This is a genomic window from Maritimibacter alexandrii, from assembly GCF_005871115.1.
GTDB classification, from domain to species: Bacteria; Pseudomonadota; Alphaproteobacteria; order Rhodobacterales; family Rhodobacteraceae; genus Maritimibacter; species Maritimibacter alkaliphilus.
Map to the genome: position 1 here is coordinate 37,768 of NZ_SWKQ01000013.1, position 15,698 is coordinate 53,465.

Below are 15,698 nucleotides of genomic sequence, written 5' to 3' on the forward strand. Positions count from 1 at the left end.
TTCAGGTCACGACAAGCGCGCCGTTGTTGATGATGACCGAAGGGCCGGACATCACGATGGTCGCCCCCTGCCCGTTCGAAATCGTGGTGCCCGCCGCCCCCATCATGAAGAGCGCCCCGGTAGCGGTCTTGATGAGAACCTGCTGCGCGGGATTGTCCGACAGCGTGACCGATGTTCCGGTCGTGGTCTGGAAATGGATGTTGGGCGTCACCGGCGACGCTCCGGCCAGCGCCAGCGCCGGGAAACCGCCGATCTCGGGGAAGAAGCCCCCCGACCAGATCGGGTAGTCGGGATCGCCCGCCTCGAACTCGACCCAGACACCTGCGCCGAGTTGCGGCAGCGCGACCATCCCCGCCATCGCCTTGGCCGCGAAGGGAAAGGAGGGCATCGCCCAGGTGGACGGGAACGCGCCGTACTTGTCGCCGAGCTGAACCATGATCCGGCCCTGGTTCTGCGGGTCGATGTTGTTCAGAACCGTCGCGCGGTACTTGCCGAAATACTTGGGTCCGTCGGTCATGGGGTCACCGTCTCTTTCTGTGGCATCAGGCCCTCGCGGGCGAGTTGGAACGATTGGCGCCATGCGCCGCGCGTGAGCGAGTGGGTGACGGATGAGACATACCAGACCCCATCGTGCGTCCGCCCGGCCCCGCGAAGGCCCACCAGTTGACGGGCGTTGAGCGGCTGGCCATAACGCGCGAGGTCGATGGTTCCGTTCGCCAGCACCGGATCGCCCTTGGCGGTGCCGGACAGGATCATCCCCGCCACTTCGGGTGCACTCAGCCGTTCGGTTTCCAGAAGCCGGGTCTTGCCGGGCACGACCGGACGCCCGGCCAGTGGCGGCTTCAATATGCCCACCGGCGGCGCCGGGACCGGAACCGAGAAATTGCCGGCCTTCACGAACCCGAACGCAAGCTCGGCGACGTTGGCATCGACGCTGAAGCTCATCTCGTCGAGGTTGGACATCTGGTCGAAATCGAGCGTCAGCGCCGGTTGTGCCGTGCCCACCCGCACTTCGGGGCCCCAATAGGCGGTGTTGGTCCCGACCTCCGGCCCCGGCTTCATGTAAAAGACATAGCCCGCGTCCGAGGCCAGTTTGGACACATAGGCGAAGTCCGACCCCTGCTGCTGCGCGATCTTCTCGGTGGGGGACGCGACCACCGAGAACGGCGAGGGGATCACCATGGGGATGACGCCATACATCGCGTATTTCGCGACGATCAGCGCGACGCGGGCGAAGGGCGGCATCGCCGGGAACGGAAATCCGGTGAAGTCGATCAGGTCCATGTAGCCCGTGATATCCTCGCCCGTCAGCGTCAGGCGGTTCTGCCCCGGCTGGCGCGTGGCGGTGATGTCGTGGCGCTTGATCGGCCCGTCGGCAAGCACCCGCGACACCCCGTCGAGCGTCGCGACGAGGATCACGCGGTTCATCGGGTCGAGCATGCCGGACGGTAGGTATTCCGTCGCGATGGGCGAGGTTTTTCCGTAGGTGAAGGTGATCTGGTATCCCGACCGCCGCCCCGTCGCCTCGGTCACTTCGGCGCTTTCCAAGGCCGCGATCAATGGCTCGGGCGCAAGCGAGGTGGCGAGCGGCCCGATCCTGAGCGAGAGGGAGACGCCCTTAAGTGTCGCCATCGCCGGACGCCTCCAGTGGCAAGGGCAGCATCAGCCGTTTTCGCGGCTCGGACGTGACCCGCGCCGGGTCGTCGGCCCCGTCCGCATCCACGATGCGCCAGTAAAGCAGAGGGTCGCCCATCCGCTCGGCCGCGAGCGCGTCGATCCGCTCGTCGCCCGCAAGATCGACCTGGCCCAAAGGCACGAACCGATCACGCGCGGGGATGATCCGCCGGCCCAGAAACGGCACGCCATCCCCGCCTTCGCCTTCGTCGACGCGAACGGGCGTGGTGTAGTAACGGCTGGCCGGCAGGACCGGATCGCTCATGCGTTCTCTCCCCTCATGGCGTTCCCGACAGGCCGAGCGCCGACAATGCGCCGCCCTTCCCCTCGGCCCGCTTTTCGCGCCGCGCCAGCGCCGCCATGTAAAGCTCGGCCCCCTTCGTTCCCCAGGCCAGATCGTCCACAGTCAGAACCGAGGTGCCGATGGACAGACGCGCGCGGATCGGGTCGAGGTTGGTGTCGAACGCTTCCTCGGTCACCGACACATCCGTGATCCTGACCGGCAGCACCCGGTTCGGCCCCAGCACCAGAAGCACCAGCGGAGAAGGCAGGGGCAGGATTTCCAACGCCCCGCGCATCGCCATCTCGTGCCCCGCCACCATGTCGTCCACCTTGGGCGAGATCAGCACTTCGAGAAGGGCGAGATCGGCGGTGATCCCTTCCTCGCCCGGGGCCAGAACGGGACCGCCCGGGGCGACCGAACTGTCGGTCGCGTCCAGTTCGATCTCGAAGCTCAGGGTTTCCTGCGGCGGGCCGGTCAGTCGTAGCGCCGCGGTTCCTTCGGCGCCGGACTGCGCCCCCGCGGGCGTCAGTCGCCGCGTCAGGCTGTCGGGATTGAACTGGAACACGATGGTTCGGATCACCGCCTTGCCGTCGCCGTCCATCACGACGAAGCCACCTTTCAGCGCACGGGGGGATTGGGACAACGCGACCATCTGCTACTCCAACGTCGAAAAGCCGAGGCCGCTCGGGCCGGCCACCGACCGGCCCTTCGCCTCTTCCAGCCCACGCTTGAGCCGTTCGGTCGCATCCGGCACCTTTTCAGTGACCGTGACCTTGTTCTGGCCGGTGCCTTCGGCGGTGAACTGTTTCATGAACGCCTTGGGGTCGATGGCGGGATCGATGCGTATTTCGGACAGGCTGGGCGGCGTGATGGTCCCGTCCTTCGTCCGAGACAGCGTGCCCAGATGCAGCGTCAATTCAGGCCCGATGTTCACCGGGCCGTATTCCGCGATTTTCTCGCGGATCTCGTGGCTCATTAGGCCGTAGGCCGCATAGCCCTCGATCGCGGCTTCGAACCCCACGGTTCCGGTGATCGCCAGCTTCGCCTGTGCGGCGACGGACAGGGCCAGCCCGTCCTTGTCGTAATCGGCCAAAAACGGCGTGGAGGCATCGAGGTTCAGATGCAGTCCCGGCACGACCGCCAGCTTGCCCTTCACCCCCACGGCCCCCTTGGCAAGTTCCGCCCCGATCGACCCTTCGACGACGCCTTCGAGGTCCAGAGAGCCCGGCAATGTGATCTTGCCGCTCAAGGCTGCCTTGACCTCCATCTCGGCCTCGAAGGGATAGAGCGATCCCTCGAACGTCACCTCTTTCAGCGCGATGGGGCCTAGCTGGTAGCCGAAGCGCACCGCGCCGCTGATCCCCGCCGTCGCGTTGATGAAGGTCAGAGGTGGCGGCAGGGGAAACGGCATCTCGACCCCGGCTTCGAACAGCGTGTTCAGCGCCTTGCCATCCTTGGGCCACGCCGGGCTTAGTGGAATGTCGTCCACGCTCACCCCGCCCTTCAGCTTCACCCGACCGCTGCGCTCCAATTCGACGCCGAGTTCGGGGCGGAGGTGATCGTTGAGCTGATAGGCGATCAGCCCCGTGCCTGAGATGACGCCATCCGGGTGCAGCGTCACGGTGATCGTCCCGGTCGCCTTGCCCGCCTTGAGCTGGGTCGTGCCGGTCCCGCTGAACGTGCCCTCTTCGCCGTCCTTGCGGCGATAGGTCATTTCCAGCCCGGCATTCACGCCCCGGACCTCGACCCCGGCGTTTCCGGTCAGGATGACCTCGCCCTCGGAATAGGTGCCGTGCAAGGCGACCGATTTCACGAGCGGCACAGGGTCGGTGACCGTCGCGCCGCCGGAATAGACCAGCTGTTCGTCCGCGTAGTCCAGTTTCATATCGACCGACGCGCCGCCAAGCCCGAAACTCAGGCCGCCACTAGCGAATACGGCGATGCCGCCATCGCCCTCACGAAACCCGATCTCGGCATCGACGCGCGCGCCCCTGATCTTCGACGATTTGGCCTTGAGCGATCCGGCCCAGCCCGCGCCCGAGGTGTAGCTTACGTTCCCCTCGGCGGCGTCGATCCCCGGAAGCCCCATCGCGGGAACCAGCGTTCCGGTCACGTTGAACGCCCCACCGATCAGGCCCGCCTCCAGCTTGCCGGTCGCGATGGGGTTTTCGGCAGGGCCGATCTCGAACCCGATGGACCCGCGCGGCACGAACTCCGGCATCAGGTCCAGTTCCAGCGCCCCCTCGGTGAAGCGAAAGAGTTTGCCGGGCGCCGTCAGCGCGTCCTTCCCCAGAGCGCCGACGACCGCAAGTTTTTCGCCACCGTCCTGTGTCGCCGAATATTCCACGGCGATGTCGCCCAGCATCGGCACGGTCGATTTGATCGTTCCTTTGGCCTTCAATCCGCCTTTCGCGTCGAGCGGCGCGAAGCTCAGGTATCCCGGCGACAGATAGGGGTAGTAGAACTCGATCTTTTCATTCGCGCCGGGCCTCAGCCTGAGGTTGCGCATCTCGCCTGCGGCGACACTGTCGGGCACCGGTCCGGTGGCCATCTCGGCGATCAGGTCTACCTCCGGCGTGTCCGCGCCCGACCGTTTCTTGGCGAGCGAATCCAGACGCCCCGAGACCTTGTCCGACTTCGACCATGCGCCCTCGGCCCCGCGTTCGTAGGACTTGATCCGCACACCGGGGATCAGGCGCTTGGCGGAATTGTCGATGGGCGTGACGCCGGTTTCGGCCACCCGGATCACTTCGGTCACACCCCCGGCCACCAGAGCCAATGGGCTGCCCGCGGTCGCGCTTTCAGGCATCGTGCCCTTGATCCGGCCCGCCCGCAGCATGTTTTCGATATGGAAACTCGGGTCGTCGGTTCCCGTGGGCACGGTCACATGGCCAAGCCGGATCTGGATGTTGCGCACCTCGCTACCGCGCATGTCGGGCGCCCGGATCGCATCCACGACCTCCAGTAGCTTGTTGAACGTATTGCTCCCAGACTCGCGGTTCTTGGTCGCATCGAGGATCTGAAGGTTCGAGGGAACCGATGTGCCGCCCATCTGCTTCTCGACGATGTGGTCGATGTCGCAGCCGGATTTTCCAAGCCCTTTGCCGAGGTTCCTGACCGTCTTGTCCACCCCCTTGGCCTTCAGCGCGGTCGCCACCACCGGATCGCTCTCGCCCGCCTTCAGAAACGCCTCGGACAGCGCCTTTTCCGAGGAAAAGCCGAAGTTGTTCAGCCAGATCTTCTTGTATTTCTCGCTGCCTTCCTTGAACGCCGAAACCCGCTCCGGATCGGTGCCGTTGAAAAGGGGCGTGAAGACCAGTCGCCCGGCGCCGCCCGCACGGTCGTGCGCGTCCTTGACCCAAGGCCCGATGCCCTTTTCGAGCGGCAGGGCAAAGCTGTCCAGTTGCACCACCAGCTCGTCACGGCCATCGCCGAAAGGCACGTCGCGCACCACCTTCATCCCCGGCGGGAGACGCACGGGGGCCTGCGCTGCCGGGCTGTCCGTGATCGGCGCTGGGGCCTCACCCTCCGGCTGGCGCTGGATCGTGCCGGGGTGCGCGGCGCCGAGCGCGGGCATGGGCCGCCCCGCGGCAAAGGCAGCGGCGGCGCCGTCCGCGGCCCGTTCCAGCGCCAGTGTTTCACCATCCGTCGGGGTCGGCCCGCCGCTGGCCAGCGGACGGTCGGCCTGCTGCACCACATGCGCCACCTCATGCGCGATCAGCGCCGTGCCCCTGCGCGTGTCGGGGCGATACCGTCCGGCCCCGAACACGATGTCCGAGCCGGTCGCAAAGGCATTGGCGCCCAAGGCCCGCGCCGCATCATGGGCGCGCGCGTCGTCATGGACGCGCACATGCCCGAGATCCCGTCCGAACGCCGCCTCCAGCCGTCCGCGCAGGTCGGCCCCGATCGCCTGCCCGCCGCCCGCGCAGGTCGGGGCGAATGCGGCCATCGGCGGCGCGGAGCGGGCCTCGGCGGGGGCCAGTTGGGGCTTGGCCGGCACGGGGCGCGTGACCGGGTCCATCCGCCGCCCGCTCATGTCTCGCCCTCCGGCAGGGTCAGGCCCGCGCGCGACAGGGCCGAACGCACGGCGCCCGCCACCGCAGCGACCGCCGGGTCACGAGGCAGGCCCGCCGCCGTGGCCTGCAAGAGCGCCGGAGCAAGATCGCGCGCCAGACACCCGGCGATGCGGTCGGCCTCTCGCCGTGTCACGATGCCCGACGCGCCGTGGACGGTCAGTCGCCCGATGCGGATGGTGAGGGGGGCGTCGCTCATTGCACGATATCCCCCCAGCGGATGACGGGGGCGGGCTTGCCCTCTTTCGCCAGTTCCGCCGCCAGTTCCGCTTCGATCATCGTTTCGGTGATCGCCCCGCCCTGATCCGCTGCCGCGAAGGCCGATTTGAGCGCGACATTGCGAATGGCCCCGCCCGAAAGCGGCAGGTCGGCCAGCGCGTGAAGGTTGATCCGGGCGGTCGGCGCGGCAGGCGGAAACGCCTTTTGCCATAGCGTCAGCCGTTCGGTGGCCGACGGCAGCGGGAAATCCAACGCGAACCTGAAACGGCGACGAAACGCCGGGTCGATGGACTCGCGCATGTTCGTCGTGACCACGGTGAAACCCTGAAACGCCTCGATCCGGGCCAGAAGGTCGCCCGTCTCGGCGTTCACGTGCCGGTCTGTGGCCGACCCGACCTGCCCACGTGCGCCCCAGACGGAATCGCCCTCGTCCCAGACCATGACCGCACCGCTCCGTTCGGCTTCGGCAAATGCGGCGGCAATGTTCTTGGAGGTCTCGCCGATGTATTTCGAGATGATCTGGCTCAGGTCGATCACCATCAGCCTGAGGTCGAGCGCGCTGGCCAGAACCTCGGCGGCCATCGTCTTGCCGGTGCCCGACAGGCCCGAGAACAGAACCGCGACGCCCCGGCCCCGCCCCCCCATGCTGCGCCCGAAACCCCAATCGTCGAACACGTCGGTCGCATGGCGCACATGGGCGGTGATCCGGCGCATCTCGCCCTCGATCTGGCGGGGGAGCACGATGTCGTCCCAGGTAAAGACCGGCTCGCGCAGCGATGTGCCCGGAAGGGGCCGCACCTGATGTGCCCGCGCCGCATGGTGCCAGAGCCGTGCCGCTGCGCCGTCGTCATCCTGGGCCGCGTCGATCTCGTCCACAGCGCGCGCGACCACGGTGTGTATGTCGGCATCGCCCAGCGCGAAATGCCCGGCCACGCGGGCCAGGGCGCGCGATCCCACCCGGTCGGCCCGCTCTGGGCCGAGGGCGGCTGCCCAGACCATCGCGTCTGCGCGGCGCGGCGCGCTGTCGGGCAGAACCATCACCGCGCGGGTGAACCCATCGGCATGAACCGGCCCGGTGACGACCACCTGCCCCGCGATCCGGTCGCAAAAGGCTTGCAGCCCGGCGCGCGCGCCCTCGCCCGCCTGCACGATCAACGCCCGCCGGTCGAGCGCGGCCTCGCGGCTCCAGACCCGCGCAAGCCGATCCCGTGCGCCGGGATCGTCGGGGATGTCGCAGGCCATCAAAGTCCAGGGGTCGAGACCCAGCCCGGAAAGCCCACCGGCCACCCGCCCGGTCTCGATCGCTCCGGCGAGCACCACGGGCGGCATCCCATCCGGCCCGCGCCGCGACAGACACGACCGCAAGCCAGCCAATGCGCCCCCAGACCGGCCCGCGCCGACCGGAGACATCCGTGCCGCGATGAGCGTGTCGCGCACAGGCGCGCCGATCAGTCGGTCGAGCACAGGGTCAGCCAGCGTCAGCCGCGCCGCCGCGCGCGACCCGTCGCTCATCTCGACGATCTCGAACCGGCGCAGGGCGTGGCTGGCAGAAAGCGCCTCGGGCGCGAGATCCCCGATCAGCGCGCCGGCCAGCCAGACCGGGCAACCGCTCAAACCGCCTGCGGCCTCAGCCACCTCGCGCGCGACCGGGGCCGAGGTCGCGCAGGCCAGAAGGACGGCGACGAGTTCCAGTTCGCCCGGCGCCAGATCGAAGGTCTCGGCAAGATCGGCCAGCGCCGCCCCCTCTCCCGCCTCCAATGCCGCATGAAACGGCGCGAAACCGGGAAGCGCCTCGCCCTTGGCCGAAGCGGCCAGCGCGTCGGCGGTCAGCCGCCCGGCGAGGGACACGAGGGCGCTCATTGTTTGCCCCACTGTGCCGCCCGAACCGGGTCCGGCACCACTGCGATATTCACCTCATCCACGGTGTTGGGGTCGGGATAGGCCTCATCCGGCACGAGGAAGACCGCCTGAACCCTGTAGAAGGCCGACGGTCGAAGCGGGGACTGAAGCGCAGACCAGAGCTTCGTGGCTTGATCCACGTCCACCGGCTCCTGCGAGATCGAGATTTCCTCGGGCTGGCTTTCGGCCGTGTCGAGCGGCTCGGCGTAAAGGCCATCCATGAAGCTGCCGGACTCCGAGGCCGCGACGCCATGAAGGACCGAGGCGATCAGCGGGCGCGACAGAATCCCGACGTTGTGAAGCGCGAACATGCCGGTGCCGAGCAGCACCTCACGCTCCAGCCCCGATCCCGTGGCCGCCAGCATGTAATGCAGGTCGAGGACAAGTGGCGAAGGGGCTCGCCGTGCCCCCTGCGAGGTCACATGGGGTTCGAACTGGTTGCGGTAGGCGGTATTCGGTCCGGCCTGATATAGGTAGAGGATCAGCCCCGCCGCTTCGGCGGGCGTCGTGCCGTTCACCGCATTGGTGGTCGCCGGGCGGGGCGGCGGCGCGATCGTGACCGGCGGCGGCGTATGGCTGCCATAGGTCGTCTTCAACCGCGCTTCGATCAGCCCCTTCAGGACGAAGGTCGTGGCGGGTACGGCGAAAGGCACGCTCATCGCCGCCCCCGGGTCTCGAGGTAATCGTCGAGCGCGACGGGGGAATGCGTCGTCGGGCGCGGGGTCCGCGCGGGTCCGGGTTTCGCGGCGGGATCGGTCAGGCGAATGTCGATCTGTCCGATTTCGACGATGACGGGTTCGGGGGTCACCCGCGCCTCGGCCAGCGGCGACGGGGCTGGGCCGTCATCCTCGGCAGCCGGGGGAACGAACAGCGTTCCAAGCTGCTCGAGCAGGTACGTGAACAAGTCACCCTCGTCGGTTTCGTGGATCGGGGTCGGTTCGTCTTGGGCGTGCGGCTCTTCGCCCGGCGGAGCCGAGGCTTCGGTCGGTTTTGCAACGTCCTGCGCGGCGGGTGCGGGTTCGGTCGGGCTTTCCGGTTCCGGTGTTGCTTCGGCCTCGGTCGCGGGCATTGGCGGCGCGGGGGCGGTCCACCGTTCATCCTGCTCTGCCGTTGTCGGAACTGATGTCTCCTGCGGCACCACTTCGGTGTCGACTGCCTGCGGGGACACCGGAGTTGCAACCGTCTCCGCCGTCCGAACGGATGGCGCGGTCGCGTCGTTTGACGCGTGCGGCAAGGTCTGCAGTGGGTCGTCGGCCTTAGACGTTCTGACCGTGTGCGGCGGCGTCTTGGGTGCAGGCAGTGAAGTCGCGTCCGGCCTTGTGTCCTCGTCCGCCTCTTCGGTGAAGTGCATCCCGTCAGGGCCACCCCGGTCGATGCCCCCTTCGAACCGGGACGGCACGCGGGGCGCGGCGTCGCCGGGCCGACCGGTCGCCGCGCGGCGCAAAGCGTTGAAATACCCGCTCATCCCAGAACCCTCCGGCCCGGAACCCGCGCCTGCGCCGCCCGGGCCGTCACCATGGCGACATAGGCGCGCCGCCGGTCGGTCGGCAGCGAGAGGACTTCGCCCTCGGTCCACCCATAGACGCGCGCCAGACAATCGACTTCGGTCAGGAGCGCGCGGTACAGCCGGTCGATGCCTGCCGCGACGAAACCCGCCGGTTCGACGCTCGCCTCCGTCTCGGCCCCGCATTCGGGACAGGCCGTGTCGATGCGGATGTCCCCCGCCGGATCGTGGGACGCGAAAGCCGCCTCCAGCGCGGGCAGACCCGCCTCGGGAAAGGGCGTATCGTCCAGCGCACAGCGCCGGGTCAGATCCAGCGCATCCACTGCGGCATCGAGGTCGGCCATGGTCGGCACGCGGAACCGATGCACCTGACCGTCGACGGTGACCGCGACGACCGTGTCCGGGTCCGGCACCGAGGCTGACAAGATCGCGTCCTCGGGTACCGCGAATTCGATCTCGGTCCCGCAGGACAGGCAGGTCAGACGCGCCTCCAGCGCATCGCCCAGAAGGGCGCGGCCCAGCCGGATCACACGCTGGTTGCGCGCGCCCAGCGTATCGGTCCTAAGCGTTTCGCCCGGCACGAACACGGCCATCAACCGCGCCAAACGCAGATGGGGCGGGGCCGGATCACCGATGCGCCAAGCGTCCAGAACATCGGCCGCAGTCAGATCACGTCGGGTCATGGCGTTGCGAAGGTCGGCTCCTTCGGCTCGACCACCGCGCGGTCACGTGCCCACCCTTCATACTCAAGCTTGATTTTCGCGATGGCCACCGCGTTCGCATTCGCGTCCAGGTCCGGCAACGCCTCGTATTCCGAAACCCAGGCCCGGAACACGTTGTAGGTCATGACGACCTGCCCCGCCTCGTTCATCAGTTCGATGATGATGTCCTTTCGGAAATCATCCAGCGACACCTCGCCCCCCGGCTTGGTTCCATAAGCCCAGACCTTGTTCGCCCAGGCTTCGAACCGGCGGTCATGGGTGACCCCCTGTTCCAGCGTGATCGGCTCATACTCCGTGCGTCCGGGCGCCTTGAACGAGGTCGATGGATCGCCGCCGGAGCGGTGCTTGATGACCTCGGTCGACCGCTTCAGTGTCGAGACCTTGGACACCCCCGCGACATAATCGCCATCCCATTTCACGCGGAACTTGAAGTTCTTGTAGGGGTCGAGACGCCGCGCGTTTACCGAAAATTGTGCCATGCCGTCCGCTCCTTATTCCGCTGCCTGGACCATCTGTTGAAGTGAGATCACGACGAATTCCGCCGGTTTCAGCGGCGCGAACCCGACCACCACGTTGACAATGCCAAGATCGATGTCGCTCTGCGGCGTCGTCGATGCGTCACAGGCCACGAAGAACGCCTCCTGCGCCGTGACGCCCTTGAAGGCACCCGCGCGAAACAGCCGTTGCATGAAGGCATTCACGTTGACGCGGATCTGCGACCACAATTCGTCGCCGTTGGGCTGGTGGACCGCCCAGCGCAGCCCCTCGGACAGCGAGCGCAGGATGTAGTTCGCGGTGCGCCGCACGGGGATGTATTTGTATTCGCTCCCTTTCGCATCGGCGCCGTCCACCGTGCGCGACCCGAATGCGACCGTTCCGTAGATCGGGAATTTGCGGATCACGTTCAGGCCGACGGGGTTGAGCACGCCGTGGTGGCTGTCGGACAGGTCCACCGCCGGGCCGTAGACGCCGGTCAGAACCGCTTTGGTCCCGGCTGGTGCCTGCCAGACGCCCGCCTCCGCATCGGTGCGGGCATAAAGCCCCGCAATCGCGCCCGACGGCGGATGCGTCCGGATGCTGCCGGGCACGAGCGGCTCGTCCACCCGGATGTTCGGGAAATAGGCGGCCGCATGTTCCGAAGCGAAGGTGAAACGCCCGCTTTTCCACGCCTCGGCCCCCAAATAGGTGGTCACGTCGGGCGGTGGGTCGATCAGGAGAAAGGCGAATTTCTTGTCGCAGATGCGCGCGGCCTCGCCATAGACCGCGCCGTAATTGGAATGCTGCGGCGCGTTGGGGTCGCCCGGACTGGGTCGCACGATGTCGGGCAGGCAGAGGATGTTGAAGAACGGGTCGGGTTCCTCCAACGCCGTGATCGCAGACTTGAAGTCGTCCGATGTCGGCTGCCCGTGGCTTTGTCCGGTCGCGCCGGGAACCAGCCCGCTCACATTCACATGGGCCGCCGGGTATTTCGCGCCGAGTTGGTAGCGCGACGGACCTTCGGTCTTGGCGTCGAGCCCGTAGGTCGCGATCAGGTTGGTGCCGGATGTGGGCGCGGAAAGGGTGACGGTCCCGTCCGTGCGCCGGGCCTGCGTGGCCGAGCCGACCGGGGCACTCAACATCAGGCGCAGGAACGCGCCGCCCTCTTCCGCCGTCGCGACCACCGCGTAGTTACCCATTTTCGCCTTGAGCGGTTCGTTCTCGGCAATCGCACCGGCGATGGCGGCGGTCAGTTTCTTGGCGAGTTCGAGCGGCGTGGCGGGCTGGGCCTTACCGGACGGAAACACCGTGATCTCGTGCCCGTCGATCGAGGCCGCCGGATCAGGGGTGCCGTCGGCTTTCGGGAAGGTGACCGACAGCTTGACCTTGACGTCCGCACCGAAGGTGCCCGGGGTCGGGGCGGTCCCGATCGCATAGACCGACCCGGTCGTTTCGGGCGCGGGGTTGTCGATGCCGTTCACCTCGACGCCGACGATTTGCGAGCCGAGGCCCGCGTCGTTCACCACGAGCGGTGCGAAGCGGGCCGAAGACGACGAGGTCGAGATGTCGCCAAATCGCTCGACGCGGCCTGTGGCCCGGTCGGTGATCGTCATGTTGAACCGCTTGGCATCCCCGTCTTCGCCGAAGGGGTCGGCTTCGATCCCGAAGGCGTCGAAAGCCACGAAAATCTCGTTCGAGGCCGCGCCGGAGGACAGGGCGGTGACGGTGAGAGAGGTCTGGGTGTCCGTATCCGCCCGTTTGAACCCGCTTGAGGCCGCGACGGCCCCCTCCGGCGGCACCCGCAGGACATAGGCCTCGGACCCGCCGTTGGCGAAGAAGTGGAGCACGGAATAGGACAGGTTCGAGGTCTGGCTGAGGCCCCCGAACGCGCGCTCGAAATCCGCGAAGCTGAAGATACGGATCGGCCTGTCGTCGATCCCGGTCACCGTGGGGCCGACGAACAGCGCGACCGAGGTGGACGCGCCCGTGATAGGCCGCACGCCACTTGGCAGTTCCTGAGTGTAGACGCCCGGATGTTTGAGTTGCAGCATGGCCGCCATACCTCCTGAAATTCGTTTTCCCGGATCGCGCGACATGCGCGGACCGGACCGCAATCAATCAAGTCATGAGCCACAGAGAGACCACCACGAGAGCCGCCCTGTCCGGGTGGCCGCCGTCAAAATACTTAGCGATTCCTCGTGGTTCGCCTTCACGCTGCGCTAGAACCGATTGGCGAGTCAACACTCGCGCGTCCGGCCGGGTGGGCGCGACGGCCCGTTCGATTTCGAGCTCCCACGCGGGCCGATCGGGCGGCGCGCGACGCAAGATTTTGAAATCAAGCGTGAATTTGACGCCGCCGGGTGTTGCTTGTCAGATCCGCAAGAAAAGGCCGCGCGGGTCGAACATCCGGCGAACGCCGCCTGCCCGTTGTGCGTGCCGACCGCCCGGTCCGGTGGCGCGGGTGGCCTTGAAATAAAGCCGTTTCGACGTGTTCTGAAACAGGGTGGCCGGAGGGTTGCCCAAGCTGAAAACGGACTGTTGCGGGCAGGATCACCGCCAATCCGATGAACCGCGCCAATCCGCAGGGGTCGCGGCGGTCCGGTCAGTAGGGTTCGGCGCGTCCTTGCCGGCTGAGATGCGGGACGACGGCCAGCAAAGCGGGCACGATATCGCGCCCCAGTCCGCGCGCCCGTTGCGGGAGCCACCCCTGCCCCGCCATCGGGTGCAAGGTGGTATCCTTCGTGGCTTGTTCCAAGAGAACCGAAAGGGATTTGGGGAACGCCGCGCCGACCCAGTTCCATGCCATGCCAAGATCGGCAACGGCGGGCGCCGCACCGCCCGGATAGGGGTGTCCGGTTTCATAGTCGGGCGACGCCGCGTCCAGCGCCGTCTCGAAGGTCCGGAAGATGTCCCAACGGTCGGGCGTCCATGTCGGAACATTCTCGGACGGCCAGATGAAGTTGCAGCGCAACTCGTTGTCGGAATGACCGTCGAGGAAGAAATCCAGACCGCGTGCAAGCATCTGCTCACGGATCGCCACCACTTCCGGGGCGCGTTCGGGATCCGGGCTTTCCCATTCCCGGTTGAGGTTCGCACCGGCCGCATTGGCCCGTGACAGCCCGAGCGCGTTTCCGTCGGGGTTCGCATTCGGCACGATGTAGAGCACCGCTTGTTCCCGCAGCACCCGCGCGGCGGCGTCATAGGGGTCGAGCAATCGGTCGAACAGCCCTTCGAGGAAGAACCCGCCCTGCGTCTCGGACGGGTGCTGGCGCGTGGTGATCCAAAGGTTCGGCCTGTCGGGTCCGGGCGTGCCGAAGGTCAGGAGGTCGATGGGGCGGCCCTGAACCGACTGGCCGATCACCTCGAGCCGCACGTCGGGGTCTTTCAGCGCCCGGTAGGTCAGCGCCTGATCGCGTTCGGGGCCGAAGGGCGGAAACTCGGCGAATGTGACGAGGTCGCCCTTGGGCGTGTAGCTGAATGTCCATGTCTCGCCATCCGAAACGGCAGGCACGCGAAACCAGGTCTCGCCATCCTCGCTGACCAGCGGCCCTGTGTTGGTCCAGGCGTCCTCCACATCGTCGCGGTTGTCCATACGGTTGGCGACGCTGGCCTCGATGTCCTCGAACACGAAGGTCAGCGGCACGCCGCGCGCGCCCGAGACGCGGAAGTAATACCATGCGAAGAACGGGGTTCCGGGGTCTTTCGGCAGGGACAGCCGGATGTTGGACGGGTCCGAGGCGTCGATCACGTTGATGCGCCCCTGCGGGATGTTGCCGCTGATCGAAAGGGTCATGTCAGGCCTCGTTCAGGTTGTATTTCATGATCCGGCCATGGCGGCCGTCTCGGTCGCGCTCGACGTCGTAGACGTCGCCATCGACCACGTCGTGACGGTCGAGCTCGGCCTCGATCCGTGCAAGATCTTCGTCGTCGAGCGCGATGTCGAACACGCGCGCGTGGCGGCCGAGGTGGCCGTCGTGTCGCACCCCCACGATGATCGCCGTCACTTGCGGCTCGAGCAGCATGGCGCGCATGGCGATGGAGGCGATGTCGGTGTCGTGCTTGTCCGCGATGTCGCGCAGCAGTCGCAGAAGCGACTGGAACACGTCCCACCCGCCGATGTCTTCGATGATGAGTTTGTATTTCGTCAGCGACCGGTTCTCGAGCGCCCCGGTCGGTTCGTCCACGCCCAGCCATTTGTCAGAAAGGAACCCGCCCGCGACAGTGCCGTAGCACAAGAGGTTGATGCCCTTGGCGGCACAGAAATCGACCATGCGTTTCCGCGGGCGGCGGTCGATCAGTGAATACTGAAGCTGGATCGAAGTCATGTCGAACCCGGCACCGTCCAGCGCGATCATGCAGTCCGTGTTGTAGTTTGTGGTCCCGAGCCGGTCGATCTTGCCCGCCGCCTGCATCTCGGACAGCCACGAGGCCACTTCAAGGTAGCGCGGCACCCCCAGATCCCACCAGTGAAACTGCACGAGGTCGAGCCGCTCGGCATCCAGACGGCGAAGCGAACGGTCGATGGTCGCCTCAACGTCCCGTTTCTGGATCGTCGCGAGCTTGTCGAGGTCGGGCACGCATTTGGTATGGACCTTGAGCCTGTCCAGCAGGTCGGTCCGCCCGTTAGCCTTGGCATCACGGCGGAACGCGCCGATCAGGTCTTCGACACCGGTGTAGATGTCGGCGCAATCGAAGGCGGTGATCTCGGCCTCCATGTAGGCATACATCTCGCGCACGGCTTGGCGTTCGTCGATCTTCCCGTGGCCACCGGCCAGATGCCAGCCCCCCTTGATGATGCGGCTGATGGAATATCCATCGCCCATCTCGGCGCGTTCCATGTCACTCAT

14 protein-coding genes are annotated in these 15,698 nt (G+C 66.9%); all 14 read right to left on the reverse strand.

Annotation, left to right across the window (positions count from 1 at the left end; genetic code table 11):
- Position 1 precedes the first annotated feature (1 nt).
- The 14 genes from FCT00_RS12840 to FCT00_RS12905 all read right to left on the reverse strand — a co-directional run bounded on the left by FCT00_RS12840 (position 2) and on the right by FCT00_RS12905 (position 15,698).
- Positions 2-517: a phage baseplate assembly protein V gene (locus FCT00_RS12840; protein ID WP_008329988.1), complete on the reverse strand. Its 516-nt coding sequence runs from the start codon at positions 515-517 to the stop codon at positions 2-4.
- Positions 514-1,632: a hypothetical protein gene (locus FCT00_RS12845; RefSeq protein ID WP_138423346.1), complete on the reverse strand. Its 1,119-nt coding sequence runs from the start codon at positions 1,630-1,632 to the stop codon at positions 514-516. Before FCT00_RS12845 ends, FCT00_RS12840 begins: the two co-directional genes overlap by 4 nt.
- Positions 1,619-1,939: a LysM domain-containing protein gene (locus FCT00_RS12850; RefSeq protein WP_138423347.1), complete on the reverse strand. Its 321-nt coding sequence runs from the start codon at positions 1,937-1,939 to the stop codon at positions 1,619-1,621. Before FCT00_RS12850 ends, FCT00_RS12845 begins: the two co-directional genes overlap by 14 nt.
- Before the next feature lie 13 nt (positions 1,940-1,952).
- Complete coding sequence (locus FCT00_RS12855; RefSeq protein WP_138423348.1) at positions 1,953-2,609, reverse strand: hypothetical protein; 657 nt, start codon at positions 2,607-2,609, stop codon at positions 1,953-1,955.
- 3 nt (positions 2,610-2,612) lie between these two features.
- The gene (locus FCT00_RS21605) at positions 2,613-5,993 is read right to left on the reverse strand and encodes an eCIS core domain-containing protein (RefSeq protein WP_212748010.1); all 3,381 of its coding nucleotides are present in this window, start codon (positions 5,991-5,993) and stop codon (positions 2,613-2,615) included.
- Complete coding sequence (locus FCT00_RS12865; RefSeq protein WP_008330003.1) at positions 5,990-6,229, reverse strand: hypothetical protein; 240 nt, start codon at positions 6,227-6,229, stop codon at positions 5,990-5,992. The genes FCT00_RS21605 and FCT00_RS12865 overlap by 4 nt, the downstream gene beginning before the upstream one ends.
- On the reverse strand, positions 6,226-8,109 hold the full coding sequence (locus tag FCT00_RS12870; protein ID WP_138423349.1) for an ATP-binding protein: 1,884 nt from the start codon (positions 8,107-8,109) through the stop codon (positions 6,226-6,228). Before FCT00_RS12870 ends, FCT00_RS12865 begins: the two co-directional genes overlap by 4 nt.
- Positions 8,106-8,807 carry a DUF4255 domain-containing protein gene (locus FCT00_RS12875; protein WP_138423350.1) on the reverse strand — a complete coding sequence of 234 codons (702 nt, stop codon included), beginning with the start codon at positions 8,805-8,807 and terminating at the stop codon, positions 8,106-8,108. The genes FCT00_RS12870 and FCT00_RS12875 overlap by 4 nt, the downstream gene beginning before the upstream one ends.
- Positions 8,804-9,316 carry a hypothetical protein gene (locus tag FCT00_RS12880; protein ID WP_138423351.1) on the reverse strand — a complete coding sequence of 171 codons (513 nt, stop codon included), beginning with the start codon at positions 9,314-9,316 and terminating at the stop codon, positions 8,804-8,806. The genes FCT00_RS12875 and FCT00_RS12880 overlap by 4 nt, the downstream gene beginning before the upstream one ends.
- 293 nt (positions 9,317-9,609) lie before the next feature.
- Complete coding sequence (locus FCT00_RS12885) at positions 9,610-10,335, reverse strand: hypothetical protein (RefSeq protein WP_138423352.1); 726 nt, start codon at positions 10,333-10,335, stop codon at positions 9,610-9,612.
- A complete protein-coding gene (locus FCT00_RS12890; RefSeq protein ID WP_138423353.1) occupies positions 10,332-10,853 on the reverse strand; it encodes a phage tail protein in 522 nt (173 codons plus the stop codon). Before FCT00_RS12890 ends, FCT00_RS12885 begins: the two co-directional genes overlap by 4 nt.
- 12 nt (positions 10,854-10,865) lie before the next feature.
- Positions 10,866-12,902, reverse strand: a complete 2,037-nt coding sequence (locus FCT00_RS12895; RefSeq protein ID WP_171042981.1) for a phage tail sheath C-terminal domain-containing protein — start codon at positions 12,900-12,902, stop codon at positions 10,866-10,868.
- 551 nt (positions 12,903-13,453) lie between these two features.
- A complete protein-coding gene (locus FCT00_RS12900; RefSeq protein ID WP_138423355.1) occupies positions 13,454-14,644 on the reverse strand; it encodes a M14 family metallopeptidase in 1,191 nt (396 codons plus the stop codon).
- A 1-nt stretch (position 14,645) separates the two neighbouring features.
- Positions 14,646-15,698, reverse strand: a complete 1,053-nt coding sequence (locus tag FCT00_RS12905; protein ID WP_235889064.1) for an aldo/keto reductase — start codon at positions 15,696-15,698, stop codon at positions 14,646-14,648.